Source organism: Nitrospira sp. (genome assembly GCA_024760545.1).
Lineage (GTDB): Bacteria > Nitrospirota > Nitrospiria > Nitrospirales > Nitrospiraceae > Nitrospira_D.
This window is the reverse complement of sequence record CP060501.1, coordinates 763,838-778,903: the sequence shown is the minus strand read 5'-3', so window position 1 is coordinate 778,903 and position 15,066 is coordinate 763,838. Positions and strand designations below refer to the sequence as shown.

Genomic DNA, 15,066 nt, shown 5'->3' with positions numbered 1-15,066 from the left:
ATGCCATCGTTCCCGGAAGCTCTGTATCATGGTTGCTGCACCGTCACCGTCATGCGAAACACAACTTGATTGGAAGTCGCGCCCACTCGCGTTTCCGTCACCGACACGTCCGTCAGCCGCGGGCTCGATATGAAGGTTTGTTTGATGCGTTCCACCGCGTCAAAAGACGTGGCCTCTCCCTCCAGGATAATAACCGCGCCATCGACGGTCAGCTCGCGGACCTTGACCATCGTTCCCGGCGGCAGTTGTTTCACGAATGTCGAGAGCGTGAGCAAGGCCTTCCCGTTCGTAGCATCGACAAGGCCGAGTGACTTGTCGAGGACTCCGAGTCGGTATTGTGCTTGATCAAGTTCTTCTCCGGAGGCGGCGCCTGGTCCGAAGAGTTGCTCATATTGGCTGTGCAGGGCGGTTTTCAGCCTGGTCACTCGTTGATCCTGCAGCATGAAGTGAATCGAGAAATCCACGAGAGCAAAGACGGCGATCACCAAGCCGGCGGCCGTCGCCAACCGGCGGTCTCGTTTGGTCATGGCGGAGTCCGGTGAACCCGCTTCCGAGACCCCTTTCAGATCAAGCGCGAGCCCTAGCGGAGACGATTTGAACCGCCAGCGGGGTCGGATGATTTTCGGGTGAATGGCCAAACCGAATGCGATGGAAAATGCTCTCGGAGTATCGGCGCCAAATCCTTGGCGCGGCCCTACCGGATAGAGTCCTAATTGACGAGAGATGTAACCTCCGATGTCCTGGAGCTTCGACCCTCCTCCGCATACCCAGCAGTGAGTCAAGCGACTACGGTCGTTTCCTTGATAGCCCTGTAATGTGATCCGAAGCTCTCTCAGGATAGGCTCCAACATGCCGTGTACTTGATCCACGGCCATCGTGCGCTTGTGACGTTCCGCGTCGGCGAAGCTGCAGGCGTGCCGGACAGCCAGGGCGTGCGTCACATGGTTACCGCCCCAGAGAATCGTCCGGAGCATGACGGGACGTCCCCCCTGCACCAGACAGAGGGTGGTTTTCGAAGCTCCGACGTCGATGATGGCCAAATCTTGCGGGACGGCGGCTCCTTCTTCCTGCAGAAATTGAGTGACGGAAAAGAGCGCCATGGCATCGACATTGATTGCCGACGGTTCCACATCGGCTTGGGCCAAAAACTTGAGATGCTCGTCGACCTTGTCTCTTGGCGCTGCCGTGACCAGAACCTCCGAGCCCTTGGACTCGCGGGAAGCCCCTTCAACCAGCTGTCCAGGCGGTAAGACCAGGCTTCCGACCGCGAGATCTTCGAGCGGCATGGGCACAAGATTCTCGACTTCAAAGGGCACGACTTGGGCTAGCTTGGCTGAATCCTTGAAGGGAAACGAGAGCGTTCTGACGAAGAGGTCCTGGCAGGGAATCGCGGTGACCAATCGATCTGTGGCATAGAGTCCATTCTTCCAGAGGAATCCCCGCAGCGACTGCACGCGTCGAGCCGGTTCAAGATCTTCCGGACGGGAAAACGGCATGGGGTGTTGAAAGTAGTCGACGGTTTCGCGTCCGCTCAGACGGCGGCGGAAACGGACGGCTTTCAAGCCCGTTTGCCCGATATCCAGCCCCACACATTCGTTCACGATTGACATAACAGTCTCGGATGAATAGTCCTACAAGGATCCTACTTTACAATGCAATCCTCGCCTGTGCCAAGGTTCCGACGATCTTCACGGTCATGGGGGTTCCAGGAGGCGGTGAGGGGAGGCCGAGTGTCCCGGCTTTCGCCACAAAGCCGGGGCCTGGGATTACCGTCACCGTGAGGTGCAATTGGCTGTTCGGCATCGGCTGCTGAAGGGTGATGTTCCCTTCGCCCGAGAACGAGCCGTCGATTCCCTCGCCCTTCAACTGGGTGACTTCGCAGAGGAGGTCCCGGCACGCCAGCCCTGCCGAGACTTTGCTGAACGTCAGCGACAAGGTTCGGCCGTTGCCGAGTGGAATCTGGTCGATGACCAGGTCCGTTGCGTCCGCGGTCCATGTCCCTTCGCCCTTCATCCTGGTTCCGGCTCCCAAGCCGGAGTCGACCCGATGAGAGAAATCTCCGTTGAGCGTGCCGTGAGTGACATAGCGGCGGACGACTTTGGAGAGATCCACCTGCTGAAACTGACCCTTTGCCGTGACGGGGCCGGAGAACGAAAACGACGAGGCCGTGAGCGTGCCCTTGGCAAGACTGGTATGCGATGAGTTCTCATCCAACTGCACGACTAGGTCGAGTCCGAGCGCGCCGCTCAAGGCCTTCATGATTCCGAGCTTGGCTTGCAGAACGGCCATCTGGAAGGGAGCCAAGTTCTGCTTCGATAGAGTGACGTTCCTCCATTCCAGGCTCAGCGGCAATCCCAGGGTCCAATCGGCCACTCGGACATCCATACCGGTGGCTCGCTTGAGCTCCGCAACCAACCTGGCCTGGAGCATTCCATACGGAAAGGTGGCCATCACGCACACAGCCAAGATGCAGACTCCGCCCACGGTCCACGCCAGGATCTCTCTCCATGCGTCAGTCCATTTAAAGGTCATGGTGTTCCGATCGCCACCCATTCCCGCACCGTCCAAGGCTCGGTATCGGGATCCTGAAACGTTACTTCAAGCAGTACGGCCTTGGGCATTTTGCTGGCCGTCGGCCATTCATCGAGCCAGAGCCTGTTCTGGTCGTCGTAGTACCGGACGTTGAAGGCTTGCACACGATCCGCCAACTCCATCTGATCCAACGATTCGTTGGTGTCGGTCAATGTGTAGACGTTTTTGCGGACGAAGCGGATCAGCCGGTCGCGTTCCCGCGTGTACACGACTCGAACGGTTTCGCTCTCCTTGCTCATCATATTTGTGGGATCGGTCTCTTTGGCGGTTGAGGTACTCAACTCCTGACTCATCGCGAGGAACGCGAGTGTATCGGCCGGATACCCTTCCCATGTCCCGTTCATCCCGACCCACGGGTATGCGAGATTGCGCTTACTGAGTGAGATTTCCTCTGCCATAAGGCGCAACAGCTTTCTGACGGTTTCTTCCCTTGCCGCATGATCTCTTCCGGCATCGATGGTTCGCGTTGTCGTGATGAGTGATCCAAAGACCATGGCGCCAATGAGGCCCAGCAGGGCAATGGCAACCAAGACCTCGACAAGCGTAAAACCACTTTGCTGTTTAGAAGGTGAGACGCCCGGCAAAGACATAGGTACTCACCTCCACACTTTCTTCAAGCTCGCCACGCGGCCAAAACACCTTGATGCGAATCTCTCGAATCAACTCCAGCGGGGTCGGCGCGATGGTACGCTTCCATTTGTAACCGACGGCCCTGGGGACCGCTTGGGTTGTGGTCTGGGCTCCGAGCGGGAGGTTCGGAAAATCCCCGACAGTCTCTCCTATGGAATATTGTCCAGAGAGTTCAGTTTCCACTAATTTCTCTTGGGCCAAGAGGGTCGCGGCAGTCAGTTCGGTCGCTCGACCCTGAAGATCCAGGTCGAAATTTCTGAGGCCGAGGAGAATCGGAAGTGCGATCGCCAATAAGGCGATTGCCAGCAGCACTTCGAGCAACGTGAAACCGCGTTCATCGAAATTGGGGTGGTGTACATTCCGTCCCATTGCGACGTGTCACTGATTGGGTAATATCCCCCTCGGCGCCCCTCCGACACCGGCTTGCGCACTGGCTTTCAATAGAAGTTTTACGCGGTCGGGGATGATCCGGTTGGGTGGAGGATCGAGTCGTTCGTCGCTGACTCGAATTCCCCCGGTCAAAGAATCGACTGCCAATGCCAAGAGATTGCTCTTGCCGTCCATCAGATACATGGTGACCGGTTCAATACGCCCGCTGGTAAAAAACGTCACCGCGACTCTTCCGGAGAAGCGCTTGTCTTGTCCGATGGAGACCTCCGTAAAGCGGATCGATTCAGGGAGTGTACGGGGTGTTTTCCAACCCGGATCAAGCGGGATGCGCTCTTCCTTTCCTTCCACGGTCATCATCCAGTATTTCCCCTGATCCAGATCGAGGTAGAGCTTGATGGGCGTCTGACTCGTAATGGCCATACCTTGTAAGGTTCGTAGGATCCCGACCAGTTTTCTTCCAGTGGAACGTAAATCTTCGTCGAGACTGATCCGAGGGAGAACGATGACGACGACTCCGGCCAGGAGAAACAGGGCAATCAGCATTTCAAGGAGAGTGAAGCCGCCGGAAGAACGTAATGGGCGACGCGTAGGGCGTGAGGCGCAACTGAGTCCTCGAACCTGCCGCTTTCGATTCGATGGTGCATCGCGCCTGAGCATTGAGCCTATTCTTTGTCCAGATTCCAATTGGTGATGTCGGCGTTCACACCTTCACCGCCGACTTCGCCGTCTGTTCCCAAGGAGGTGACTTCATAGTCGATCTTTTGATCTCCCCGTTGGACCGGGCTGAGATACTTGTAGGGATTGCCCCACGGATCTTCCGGGAGTTTCGGCAGGTACCCTCCGATCTTCCACTTCTTGGGCACAACCCCGACCGACGGTTTTTCGATCAGCGCCTTGAGGCCCTGTTCGGTCGTGGGGTAGACGCCGTTATCCAACTTGTAGAGCTGGAGCGCACCCTCGATATTTCGAATCTGCACCTTTGCCGCGGTTCGTTTGGCGTCATCCGTTCTGCCCATAATGCGCGGAACCACCAAGGCGGCAAGAATGGCCAAGATGGCCACGACCACCATGATTTCAATGAACGTAAAACCGGCGGAGTTCCTTGAAGTCCGCCGGGCCAGGTAGACGAATACGCGAAGCAGTCGGTTTTCTTCGCCGACAGGTGTGGTGTCCCGGCTCTGCATTGCCGAATCAGTCATCGTCAGTCCCCCTTTGTCTCGTTCCAGCTCTCCCTCTACCGTGTTGCAGATCGCCCATCTTAGTGGATCATCTGACCCATCTCAAAGATGGGCAACAGAATCGCGACGACAATAAAAAACACTATGACGCCCATGACCAGAATCATGATCGGTTCCATCAGCGAGGTCAACCGCGTGATGACTCGCTCGACTTCGCCGTCGTAAATTTGACTGACACGACGCAACATTTCTTCCATCTCACCGCTTTTCTCACCGACGGCGATCATGTGGGTGACGAGCGCGGGAAATTCTCCACTTCGCTTCAAGGGGTCCGCGATGGTCTCACCCTCGCGGATATTCTGCCGGGCCCCTTCCACTGTGGCTTCAAGTACCCGATTGTTCATGACTCGTTTAGAGACATCCAGCGCATCGAGCAATTGAACGCCGCTCGCCAGCATCGTCGCCAGCGTACTCGTGAGCCTGGAAATCGATACCATGCGCGCGACATCTCCGACTAAGGGGAGTCTCAGTATTATACGGTCTGCGACCATTCGGCCTGGCCCGGTCCGGATAAATCGCCGGGTCATATACAGGCTTGCACCCACCAGGGTCAGCAGCACCATCCAATAGTCGGCGAGGAATCCGCTCGCCGACATCAGGGCGACCGTCGGCCAGGGAAGCGCCTGTTTCATGCTGACAAAGACCGCCGTGATCTTCGGGACGACGAAGGTCACCAAGAAAAACAGAACCGACATTCCGACGATGAGCATGAGCACAGGATAGAGGATGGCGTTGGTGACTTTGTTCTTCAAGGCCAGTTGTTTCTCCAAAAACTCCGCAAGCCTGAATAAAATCTGATCGAGCGCGCCGCTGGCCTCGCCGGCTCGTACCATGTGGACATAGATGGCGGAAAAATCCTTGTCATAGGATTCAAGGACCGCGCTCAAGGCTTTTCCTCCGCGAATTTGCTCGCGGATGTCCGCGAGGAGTGCTTTGATGGATTTCTTCTCCGCTTGATCCACGAGCACGCCGAGGGCGTCGACGAGTGGGAGCCCGGCCACTAAGAGCGTCGCAAACTGCCTGGTCAGCAAGGACAGGTCGTTGGCCGTCAGGACGGACGACCGTCCGATCGTGCGCCCGGTGGTGGCACGGGGTTTGTCCGGTGACCGAACCGTGGACTGGCTCTGCTCGACGACGTCCGTCGGATAGACGCCTTCTTTTCTCAGCTTCAGCCGCGCAACCTTGACGTTCTCCGCATCGATGATTCCGGCTGCGGTCCCGCCGTCGTTGCGGTACCCGTGGTATTGATAGACGGGCATGGTCAGCAGGCTCCGGAGGCGTCACACGCCACTGAAGGCGGTCCGACAGTCCAATCTGGAAATGGCCGAGGGAGGGGGTCGGAGACTCGGTGCGGCATTTAGTCGACTTCAATCTCTTGTTGAGTGATCCTCATGAATTCCTCCATCGTGGTGTGGCCTTGGATGACACGTTCAGCGCCTTCTTGCTTCAGCGTCACGACCCCTTTGGCGATCGCCGCGTGCTTGATGGCCGTCGAGTCAGCCTTGCTTCCGATGAGGCGTCTGATTTCGTCGTCGAGCACCATGAGCTCGAAGATGCCGGTGCGCCCACGATAGCCGGTCTGAGAACAGGCGGCGCATCCGACTCCTCGATAGAGGGTGATGTTTGAACCAGGCGCAAGGTCGAGCCGGCTCAATTCTTCCTCGCTCGGTGTATAGGGGTGTTTGCAGTCCGGGCAAATCTTTCTGAGCAGTCGTTGAGCCAGGACGGCGACGACCGATGACGCGACCAGAAAAGGCTCGATCCCCATATCGATCAGCCGAGTGGCCGCGCTCGCGGCGTCGTTTGTATGCAGAGTGGAGAACACCAGATGTCCGGTCAACGATGCGTGGATGGCGATCTCCGCCGTTTCGCGGTCGCGAATTTCGCCGATCATGATGACATCAGGATCTTGCCGGAGGATGGACCGCAGTCCGGCCGCGAACGACAAATTGATCTTGGGGTTCACCTGCATTTGCCCGACGCCGAGTAGCTGGTATTCCACCGGATCTTCGACCGTGATGATGTTCTTGTCCGGGGCATTGATGTGGCTCAGGGCGGCATACAGGGTGGTGGTCTTGCCGCTCCCCGTGGGGCCGGTGACGAGAATGATCCCGTGAGCGAGTTGGATCAGCTGATGAATTACCGCGAGACGTTCCTTCGAGAAGCCCATCTCCGACAGGTTCAAGAGGCGGTTTTCCTTCTCCAGTAATCGCAAGACGACCCGCTCGCCGTGCGAGGTAGGCAGCACGGAGACCCGGAGGTCGATGTCCTTCCCGGCAGTGCGAATGGCGAACCGGCCGTCCTGCGGCAAGCGCTTTTCGGCGATGTTGAGGCCGGCCATGATTTTCAGGCGCGCGATAATGCTGGCTTGCAAATGCTTGGGTGGTGTAAGAACCGGATACAGCACACCGTCGATGCGATACCTGACCACCAGTCCGCGTTCGAACGATTCGAAATGGATGTCGCTCGCTCGTTGCCGAACGGCCTGAAACAACACCGAGTTGACCAACCGGATGATCGGGGCCTCATCGGTCGAGTCCAGCAAGTCTTGCGGCTCATCAAGTTCGTGCGCCAGCTGGTCGAGGCTCTTGCTGGCGGCGATATCTTCCATGACTTGCTCGGCGCCGGCCGGGTTGGCGATCTCGTCATAGGCCCGGTTTAAACAGGCAAGGAGGACGACGCTCGTCGTCAAAACCGGCTTAATCGGTTTGCCCAGCAGCAGTCGAAGGTCATCCAGCGCGACGGTTTCCAGGGGGTCAGTCGAGGCGGTCAAGATGGCCCCGTCTTCAGATCGGAGCGGCAAGACGCGGTATCGCCGGCAAAAGGCGATCGGGACTCTTTTGATCAGTTCATGGTCGACAGAAGTGGTATCCAGCTGAGGCATCCAGGCCATCTCAAATTGCTGCGCGAGTGCTTCCAAGAGTTGTTCCTCCCGCAGTGAGCGCAGATGCAGGAGGACTTCTCCCAATCGGCCACCCTTGTCCTGTTGATAGGCCAGTGCCTCCTCGAGTTTCGACTCCAATAAATTGAACTTTTCTTCGAGAATGCGTCCCAGCCGTGGTCGGCCGGAGCCCGGACTGGGTTGATCGTTGTGCAGTGTTTCAGACAATTTCGCCTGGCCTTTCCCTCAATTGGTAAAGATACTCTCCCTTCCAACGGCCTGGCAAGGACACCGTGCATTCTTAACGTAAAGTTAAGCGCTGCCTTGTGGAGTTGTCGATCACTGAGAATGCGGGCTGAAAGTGGCCGTAGCCCAGAACCGTTAGGAGCGAGGGTCAAGGACAATACACACACGAAGCAGGAACGATGGTCTCAGCGAAGCTCGTACGTGATCGTGGAGCGTTGATTATTTCGAACCACGTCGAGCTTGACGATCTGCTCATTCTTGAGTTGCTGCAGTAAGCTCAACATGGTGCTGGGATCACGGATATCGACGCCATTGACCCGTTGCAGCACGTCCCCCGCCTGAACCCCGATTTTTTCATAGAAGCTGGCCGGAGCGACGTAGTCCAGGCGGAATCCGTTTATAGTCCCGTTCACCATGAATGGGGCGGCTCTGGCCTGCGACAAGAGTTTCGGCAGATCATTCATGGCTTGTTCCACTTCACGGCGGTCGACGATTTTTCGCAGAGGAGCGCCGGGTGTCGGTGCCTGGGCGGCAGTAGGAACCGTGCCGGAAGAACCGGCCGGTGCGGTCGGGTTGTCGGTTACCGCCAGTTCCAACAACTCCTCGACATTGCCTTGACGGACCAGGAGTCCGTTTCGACGAATCTCGCTCACTTCTCCCATATCGAGAATTGAATCATGGAGGCGATATAATGATTGTTGTTTGGACGACAGCTCCTCAACGATTGCAAAGATGCCGCGCTGATCGCCGAACACGATACCGATCAAGCGAATCCTTGCCGCCAATCCGAGGGACGCGCGAACCGGAGTCCCGGAGAGACCGCGTCTATCAGAATTCGTCGCATTCGTTTGTCCGTTCTGAGGTGTTGGAGGGAGTACGAACAGACCGCTGGCCTGCACATCGTCCACCGCCTGAGTCGGTGAATAGGATGCCAGCAACGGAGAGCCTGGAAATCCACCGCTGCCGGAGCCAGACGGATGCTCGGGGATCACATATAGTGCCTCGGCAACGAAGGCATTGATTGAGTGCGCGATGAGCAGACCGCACACAACCATACAGAAAAACATTCCGACGCGACGCGCGTGTTGCGGAGGTAATGCGGCCAAGGTGTTGCCTTTCTCGCTACTTGTTCTGCATCGTACCTGGTCGGTATCGGTGGTCGCAAGAATCTTTTGTTAACGATCCTTTCGCATGTAGAGTAGACAAACGGATGGAAGCACGCAATAATCCCTTCCTCATTCAAGGCTCAGGGGGACCTCACACGTGAAAAAAGCATTGATCACGGGGATTACGGGCCAAGATGGATCCTATCTGTCGGAGTTTCTACTCGGCAGAGACTATGAAGTGTACGGCATCATCCGCCGCTCCAGCTCCTTTAACACGGGCCGCATCGATCCGATTTATGAAGATCCGCATGTACCTCACCGGCGCCTCCACTTGATTTACGGAGACCTGAACGACGCCAGTTCGCTGAATCGGATCTTGCGCACCGTCCAACCCGATGAAATCTATAATCTCGGAGCGCAGAGTCACGTCCGTGTGAGCTTCGATATTCCCGAGTACACCGGAGAGATCACGGGGCTCGGCACGATTCGGCTTCTCGAGGCCATCCGCGAATCGGGGCTCAAACCAAAATTTTATCAAGCGTCGTCCAGCGAAATGTTCGGCAAGGTGCTGGAGGTCCCGCAGAAGGAAACGACTCCCTTCTATCCCAGGAGCCCGTATGGGGCGGCGAAGGTCTATTCTTATTGGATTACAGTGAACTATCGGGAGGCGTACGATCTGTTTGCATGCAATGGAATTCTGTTCAATCATGAATCGCCGCGACGGGGTGAAACCTTCGTCACGAGGAAAATCACCAAAGCGGCGGCGCGCATCAAGCTTGGGACCCAACACGATTTGTTCCTGGGAAACCTCGATGCGAAGCGCGACTGGGGGTACGCCGGCGACTATGTCGAAGCCATGTGGATGATGCTCCAAGCTCCACAGCCTGAAGACTATGTCATCGCAACGGGTGAAACCCATACGGTCAAGGAAATGTTGGAGCTGGCCTTTGACCGGCTCCAATTGGACTGGAAGAAACATGTGAAGATCGATGAGAAATATTATCGACCGACCGAAGTCGATCTGCTCATCGGGGACGCGACTAAGGCGAAAAAACAACTCGGTTGGCAGCCCAAGGTACGGTTCGAAGAGTTAATCGCCATGATGGTCGATGCGGATTTGGCAGCGGAAAAAGAAAAGTTGGATGGGACGAGAAAGCGAACCTAGAGGGGGTGTGCTCTGACCACCGGAACTTCATTTTGGGAAGATCAGTGTGTCGTGGTGACGGGTGGTGCCGGGTTTCTCGGTTCGTTCGTCGTCGAGCAGCTGCGGGTGAAAGGCTGTCGGCAAGTCGTTGTCCCGCGTAGCAAGGACTACGATCTGGTGCAGATGGATGCCGTACGGCAACTGTACAGCGACGCGAAGCCCGATATGGTGATCCATCTGGCGGCTCGTGTGGGCGGAATCGGCGCAAACCAAGCCAATCCGGGACGGTTCTTTTACGATAATCTGATGATGGGCACGCAGCTGATCGAGGTAGGCCGTCAACGGGGGCTCAAGAAGTTTGTCGCACTCGGGACGATTTGCGCCTATCCCAAGTTCGCGCCGATCCCATTCAGGGAGGATGATATCTGGACTGGGTATCCCGAAGAAACCAATGCCCCATATGGGCTGGCAAAGAAGATGATGCTGGTCCAGTCGCAGGCGTATCGTCAACAATATGGGTTTAATTCGATCGTGCTGTTTCCCGTCAATCTGTATGGACCGCGTGACAACTTCGATCTGGAGACCTCTCACGTCATTCCGGCGCTCGTACGGAAATGTGCGACGGCAAAAGATGCAGGGCACGCGTCGATTACCCTCTGGGGAGATGGGTCGCCCACGCGAGAGTTTTTGTACGTTGAGGATGCGGCCGAGGGGATTCTTCTTGCTGCGGAAGAGTATCAGGGCGATCTGCCCATCAATTTGGGAACCGGAGAAGAGGTTGCCATTCGCGATCTGGCTAGGTTGATTGCCTCCGAGGTGGGATTTACCGGTCAGATTCTGTGGGATGCCTCGAAACCGAACGGCCAGCCCAGGAGATGTCTTGACGTGAGCCGGGCCAAGCAGCTCTTCGGGTTTCAATCGCGACATAACCTGCGCGAAGGGCTAAAGAAAACCGTCCAATGGTTTCGAACCAACCGCGAATCGATCCGCGAAGTGCACTTCTAGATATTCTCTCTGTCCGTTCCAATTGGAACGCGTCTGTACGGTGTTTCATCCATTCATGCGGGAAGACTTGTCATCTTAATCTCTTAATTCATTGATTCGTCATACCATTCAGATTGTTATCCGTGGACCGAGTCTTGCTGTCATAAAAACGGTTTTGGTTTGCCAGGTACGCTTAGACCCAATACCATCACAATCGTCTTCCTAACTAAATTTGTATGAGTCGGGGCAGCGCCTTGATCGCATCACTGGTCAGCGGCTTGTCAGAAGCTCGAGTCATTGAAGGATGCTTTGAGTAGGCGACGATCCAGTCTGATGCGAGGGATCTACTCGCGTCGTTGAGGTGTTGGGTGAAGCATATCGATATCATTGCCGGAGCGCGCCCCAATTTTATGAAGATCGCGCCGATCATCGACGCGCTACAAGAGGCTGCGGAGCGAGGTGGTCCTCTGCGGTATCGATTGATCCATACAGGCCAGCATTATGATCGTGCCATGTCTGGCAGTTTCTTCGAAGAACTCGGAATTCCCAAACCGGATATCAATTTAGAAGTGGGTTCTGGCACTCAAGCCGAACAAACGGCCGGTATCATGGTCGCGTACGAGAAGGTTCTACTCAAGGAAAAGAGCGACCTCTGTCTCGTGGTCGGCGACGTGACGTCCACCATGGCTTGCTCGATCGCGGCGCGAAAACTTGGCGTGCCGGTGGCCCATGTGGAAGGCGGGATTCGGTCCGGCGATTGGACGATGCCGGAAGAAATCAACCGGGTAGTGACCGACGCCATCACCAATTGGTTTTTTACGACAAGTGAGACGGCCAACGAAAATCTTCGGCGTGCCGGCGTGATCGATGAGCGAATCTTTTTTGTCGGCAATACCATGATCGACACGCTGCTCAAGCACTTGTCGCGGTTGCGACCTCCTACCTGTTGGCAATCGCTCCACCTCGAACCTGGACAGTATTTTGTCGTCACGCTTCATCGGCCGGCCAATGTTGATGGAGAGCATCAATTGGTCTCTCTCCTCCGCGCCATTGTTGAAGGCACGAAAGGATTGCCCGTGGTATTTCCGGTCCATCCACGAACCGCTAAAAGTCTTCGAGATCTTGACGACAAGATACCTCAACTTCACTATGTCGACCCGCTCGGCTACCTGGAATTCAATTACTTAGTAAAGCACGCCAAAGGTGTGATTACCGATTCCGGCGGGATTACCGAAGAAACGACGGTACTCGGGGTGCCGTGCCTGACGCTCCGTGACAACACCGAGCGGCCTGAAACCATCACGATTGGGACGAACGAACTGATCGGGACCGATCCAAGCAAACTTGCTCCGGCCCTGGCTCGATTGATGGCCGGACAGTGGAAGAAAGGGGCAATCCCACCGAAATGGGACGGTAAGACAGCCGAACGGATCGTCGAGTGTTTGGAGAGAGTGTTATGCGATGAGTAACTGTCATCCATGTTCTGGAGCGCTGTCGTTGGTCAGTCACGCCGAGCTGATGATAGTCCGTCAATTGAATACGGACGCGTAGTGCAAAACAGCTCCGCATCCCTGTCCGTTCCAATTCGAACGCATCTGTATCGTCCTACCTCCATTCGCTCCGGGCTACGTTCCCGATCATTGCCCCAATCTACTGATTCATCACGCGATCTTGAGTCCTCCGTATGGACCAACTCTTGCTGTTATAAAACCGTTTTAGTTTGTCACATGCGTGTACAGCTCATATCATCACAGCAGTCTTCCTAACTAAATTGGAGGAAACCGCTGTCCGGGGCGCCTCTTGTCTCGATCTGCGTGAAATACGGATCGGCTCGGAATCGCTATCAGTGGAACGAACGAACTGACCCAAGCAAACTCGTATGCTGTTTTGACCTCGAATGGTGGGAGAGAAATGGGATGCCATTCTTTTACGAATGGACGAGCAAAACGCTGCTGAAATAGTCGACGAATACGACTGCTTTCTATGGAACTGTATAAGTGACAAGGGCAACAGAAAGGTGGAACGTGCAAATTTCAGCTAGTGTCTTCAAAGCTCTGTCCCAGATAGCAGGTGTGCTTTTACTGGGAGGCGGTGCAGCGTTCTACTTCAGTTTGCCTGGACATGCTGAGACGTCGAATCTGGGCCCTCTGCTCGTGCATGTCGTGAATCCCATCAGCGGGGAACAAATTCTCCCGAGAACTTTTCCTCTGCCAGGAAAGCCGTCTACGACCATAAAAATTGTAGGCTCTCGTGGTGAATACGAACCTGCGAGTTTCGTTATTCGGCCTATGGCTCGTGATATTGACAATTTGCGGGTTTCCATGAGCGATCTCGTCAGTGATGGCGAGATGATTTCAAGTTCCCACATTGATCTTCGGTTCGTGAAGGTATGGTTTCAGGCGGGAGGAGGGTGGAATACCATCGGTTTGTCTCATATGGGGAGGACCAAAGTTTTGGTGCCGGAGCTTCTACTAAAAGATGACGGCTTGGTTCAGGCAAACGAGGAGTCGAAGACCAATTTTCTCAGGTTGAAGTACTCGTCAAGGACTAGGCTTGTGTCAATCAGCGAGCCAGCTGCCTTAAGAAGCCGGATTGTTGCTTCAGTTGCCGAATTCCCAATTCACGACACCGCTGATGTTCAGCCAGTAAGCATTCATCGTGGTGAAGCGAAGCAGCTCTGGATCACGATTCACATTCCGCCCGATGCCAAAGGAGGAAACTATAAGGGGGGCATCACTCTTACTGATGACCAAGGTTCGTTGGGCAGCTTGGAATTCATCCTTCAAGTACTTCCTATCGATCTTCATCTCCCCAAAATACAATACAGTATCTACTATCGCGGAACCCTTTCGGATACACCAAGCATCTCCTCGGAACGAAAAGACTCAGCACAATTTGCCGCCGAGTTGAACGATATGTTTGCGCACGGCGTCACGAATCCGACCGTGTATCATCGTTTGAACAAGGCAGAGCTGAACAAGACATTGGAAGTCAGAAAACAAGCCGGCATGGATTCCGCAACCCTGTTTTATCTTGGTACGGGTACGGGAAATCCTCAGACCCACGAGCAACTCGCTGAGCTGAGACGTCGGTTGAAGGTCATCAAAGAAATAGCCGGTGAGCAGAGAATCGAGAAACTCTATCTGTATGGCATCGATGAAGCCAAAGGGGAAAAGCTTATCGCTCAAAGGAAAGCGTGGCAAATGGCCAGGAATGAAGGAGTCAAAGTGTTTACTGCAGGATATGCAGAAGCCTTTCCAGTGGTTGGGGATCTGCTGGACCTGCTTGTGATGGCGGGTAAGCTGCAGAAATCGCAGGCGGAGAATTTTCATCGTGCAGGTCACAAGATCTTCTCGTACGCGAATCCGCAGACTGGGCCGGAAAACCCAGAGATATTCAGGCGCAATTACGGGCTTGAACTGTGGAGAAACGACTATGATGGGGCCATGCCATATGCCTATCAGGATTCGATGGGATTCATCTGGAATGATTTCGATCATGTCCGTTATCGCGACCACAACTTCACATATCCGACCGTTGACGGTGTGATTGATACGTTGGCGTGGGAAGGATTTCGAGAAGGAATTGACGATGTTCGCTACGTGACAACCTTGGAAGATATCCTCGAAGCGCTTCCTAAACCATACACCCCTTCTGCCCTCGAGGCTCTCCAATATTTGGAAGACTTGCGAGGAGATCTTCCCTCGAATCTGGGAGAAGTGCGTTCTGCAATTGCGCATCACATCCTTCGGCTGTCTTCGGCAGATAGCGCAGGAACCTTCGCTGTTCCGCGAAGTTTTTGAAGGTAACGGCCGTCGTCTGTCCTCTCTATTACCGGAGTGCGCAGAGCGGATT

At 55.3% G+C, this 15,066-nt stretch carries 13 protein-coding genes; 4 read left to right on the top strand and 9 right to left on the bottom strand.

From position 1 onward, the window contains the following. Positions 1 to 26: 26 nt before the first annotated feature. The 9 genes from pilM to H8K03_03695 all read right to left on the bottom strand — a co-directional run bounded on the left by pilM (position 27) and on the right by H8K03_03695 (position 9,032). A complete protein-coding gene (pilM, locus tag H8K03_03735) occupies positions 27 to 1,610 on the bottom strand; it encodes a pilus assembly protein PilM (GenBank protein UVT21036.1) in 1,584 nt (527 codons plus the stop codon). A 37-nt stretch (positions 1,611 to 1,647) separates the two neighbouring features. After that, on the bottom strand, positions 1,648 to 2,553 hold the full coding sequence (gspN, locus tag H8K03_03730) for a type II secretion system protein GspN (GenBank protein UVT21035.1): 906 nt from the start codon (positions 2,551 to 2,553) through the stop codon (positions 1,648 to 1,650). Further along, positions 2,529 to 3,182 carry a prepilin-type N-terminal cleavage/methylation domain-containing protein gene (locus tag H8K03_03725; GenBank protein UVT21034.1) on the bottom strand — a complete coding sequence of 218 codons (654 nt, stop codon included), beginning with the start codon at positions 3,180 to 3,182 and terminating at the stop codon, positions 2,529 to 2,531. The genes gspN and H8K03_03725 overlap by 25 nt, the downstream gene beginning before the upstream one ends. Then, a complete protein-coding gene (locus tag H8K03_03720) occupies positions 3,154 to 3,591 on the bottom strand; it encodes a prepilin-type N-terminal cleavage/methylation domain-containing protein (protein UVT21033.1) in 438 nt (145 codons plus the stop codon). The genes H8K03_03725 and H8K03_03720 overlap by 29 nt, the downstream gene beginning before the upstream one ends. Positions 3,592 to 3,600: 9 nt before the next feature. Further along, complete coding sequence (locus tag H8K03_03715) at positions 3,601 to 4,269, bottom strand: prepilin-type N-terminal cleavage/methylation domain-containing protein (GenBank protein UVT21032.1); 669 nt, start codon at positions 4,267 to 4,269, stop codon at positions 3,601 to 3,603. Between the two features lie 5 nt (positions 4,270 to 4,274). After that, complete coding sequence (gspG, locus tag H8K03_03710; protein ID UVT22367.1) at positions 4,275 to 4,796, bottom strand: type II secretion system major pseudopilin GspG; 522 nt, start codon at positions 4,794 to 4,796, stop codon at positions 4,275 to 4,277. A gap of 74 nt (positions 4,797 to 4,870) precedes the next feature. Then, complete coding sequence (gene gspF / locus H8K03_03705) at positions 4,871 to 6,109, bottom strand: type II secretion system inner membrane protein GspF (GenBank protein UVT21031.1); 1,239 nt, start codon at positions 6,107 to 6,109, stop codon at positions 4,871 to 4,873. A 98-nt stretch (positions 6,110 to 6,207) separates the two neighbouring features. Next, positions 6,208 to 7,848 (bottom strand): type II secretion system ATPase GspE, encoded by a 1,641-nt coding sequence (gene gspE / locus H8K03_03700; GenBank protein UVT22366.1) that lies wholly within the window; start codon positions 7,846 to 7,848, stop codon positions 6,208 to 6,210. A gap of 314 nt (positions 7,849 to 8,162) precedes the next feature. Beyond that, a complete protein-coding gene (locus H8K03_03695; GenBank protein ID UVT21030.1) occupies positions 8,163 to 9,032 on the bottom strand; it encodes a PDZ domain-containing protein in 870 nt (289 codons plus the stop codon). A 208-nt stretch (positions 9,033 to 9,240) separates the two neighbouring features. On the opposite strand from H8K03_03695, the gene gmd reads away from it, so the two are divergent. The 4 genes from gmd (at position 9,241) to H8K03_03675 (ending at position 15,014) form a co-directional block, all read left to right on the top strand. Beyond that, positions 9,241 to 10,248 carry a GDP-mannose 4,6-dehydratase gene (gmd, locus tag H8K03_03690; protein UVT21029.1) on the top strand — a complete coding sequence of 336 codons (1,008 nt, stop codon included), beginning with the start codon at positions 9,241 to 9,243 and terminating at the stop codon, positions 10,246 to 10,248. A 12-nt stretch (positions 10,249 to 10,260) separates the two neighbouring features. Then, entirely contained in the window at positions 10,261 to 11,232 is a 972-nt protein-coding gene (locus H8K03_03685; GenBank protein UVT22365.1) for a GDP-L-fucose synthase, read from the top strand. A 347-nt stretch (positions 11,233 to 11,579) separates the two neighbouring features. Continuing rightward, complete coding sequence (wecB, locus tag H8K03_03680; GenBank protein ID UVT21028.1) at positions 11,580 to 12,680, top strand: UDP-N-acetylglucosamine 2-epimerase (non-hydrolyzing); 1,101 nt, start codon at positions 11,580 to 11,582, stop codon at positions 12,678 to 12,680. A gap of 852 nt (positions 12,681 to 13,532) precedes the next feature. Next, a complete protein-coding gene (locus H8K03_03675; GenBank protein UVT21027.1) occupies positions 13,533 to 15,014 on the top strand; it encodes a hypothetical protein in 1,482 nt (493 codons plus the stop codon). Positions 15,015 to 15,066 lie beyond the last annotated feature (52 nt).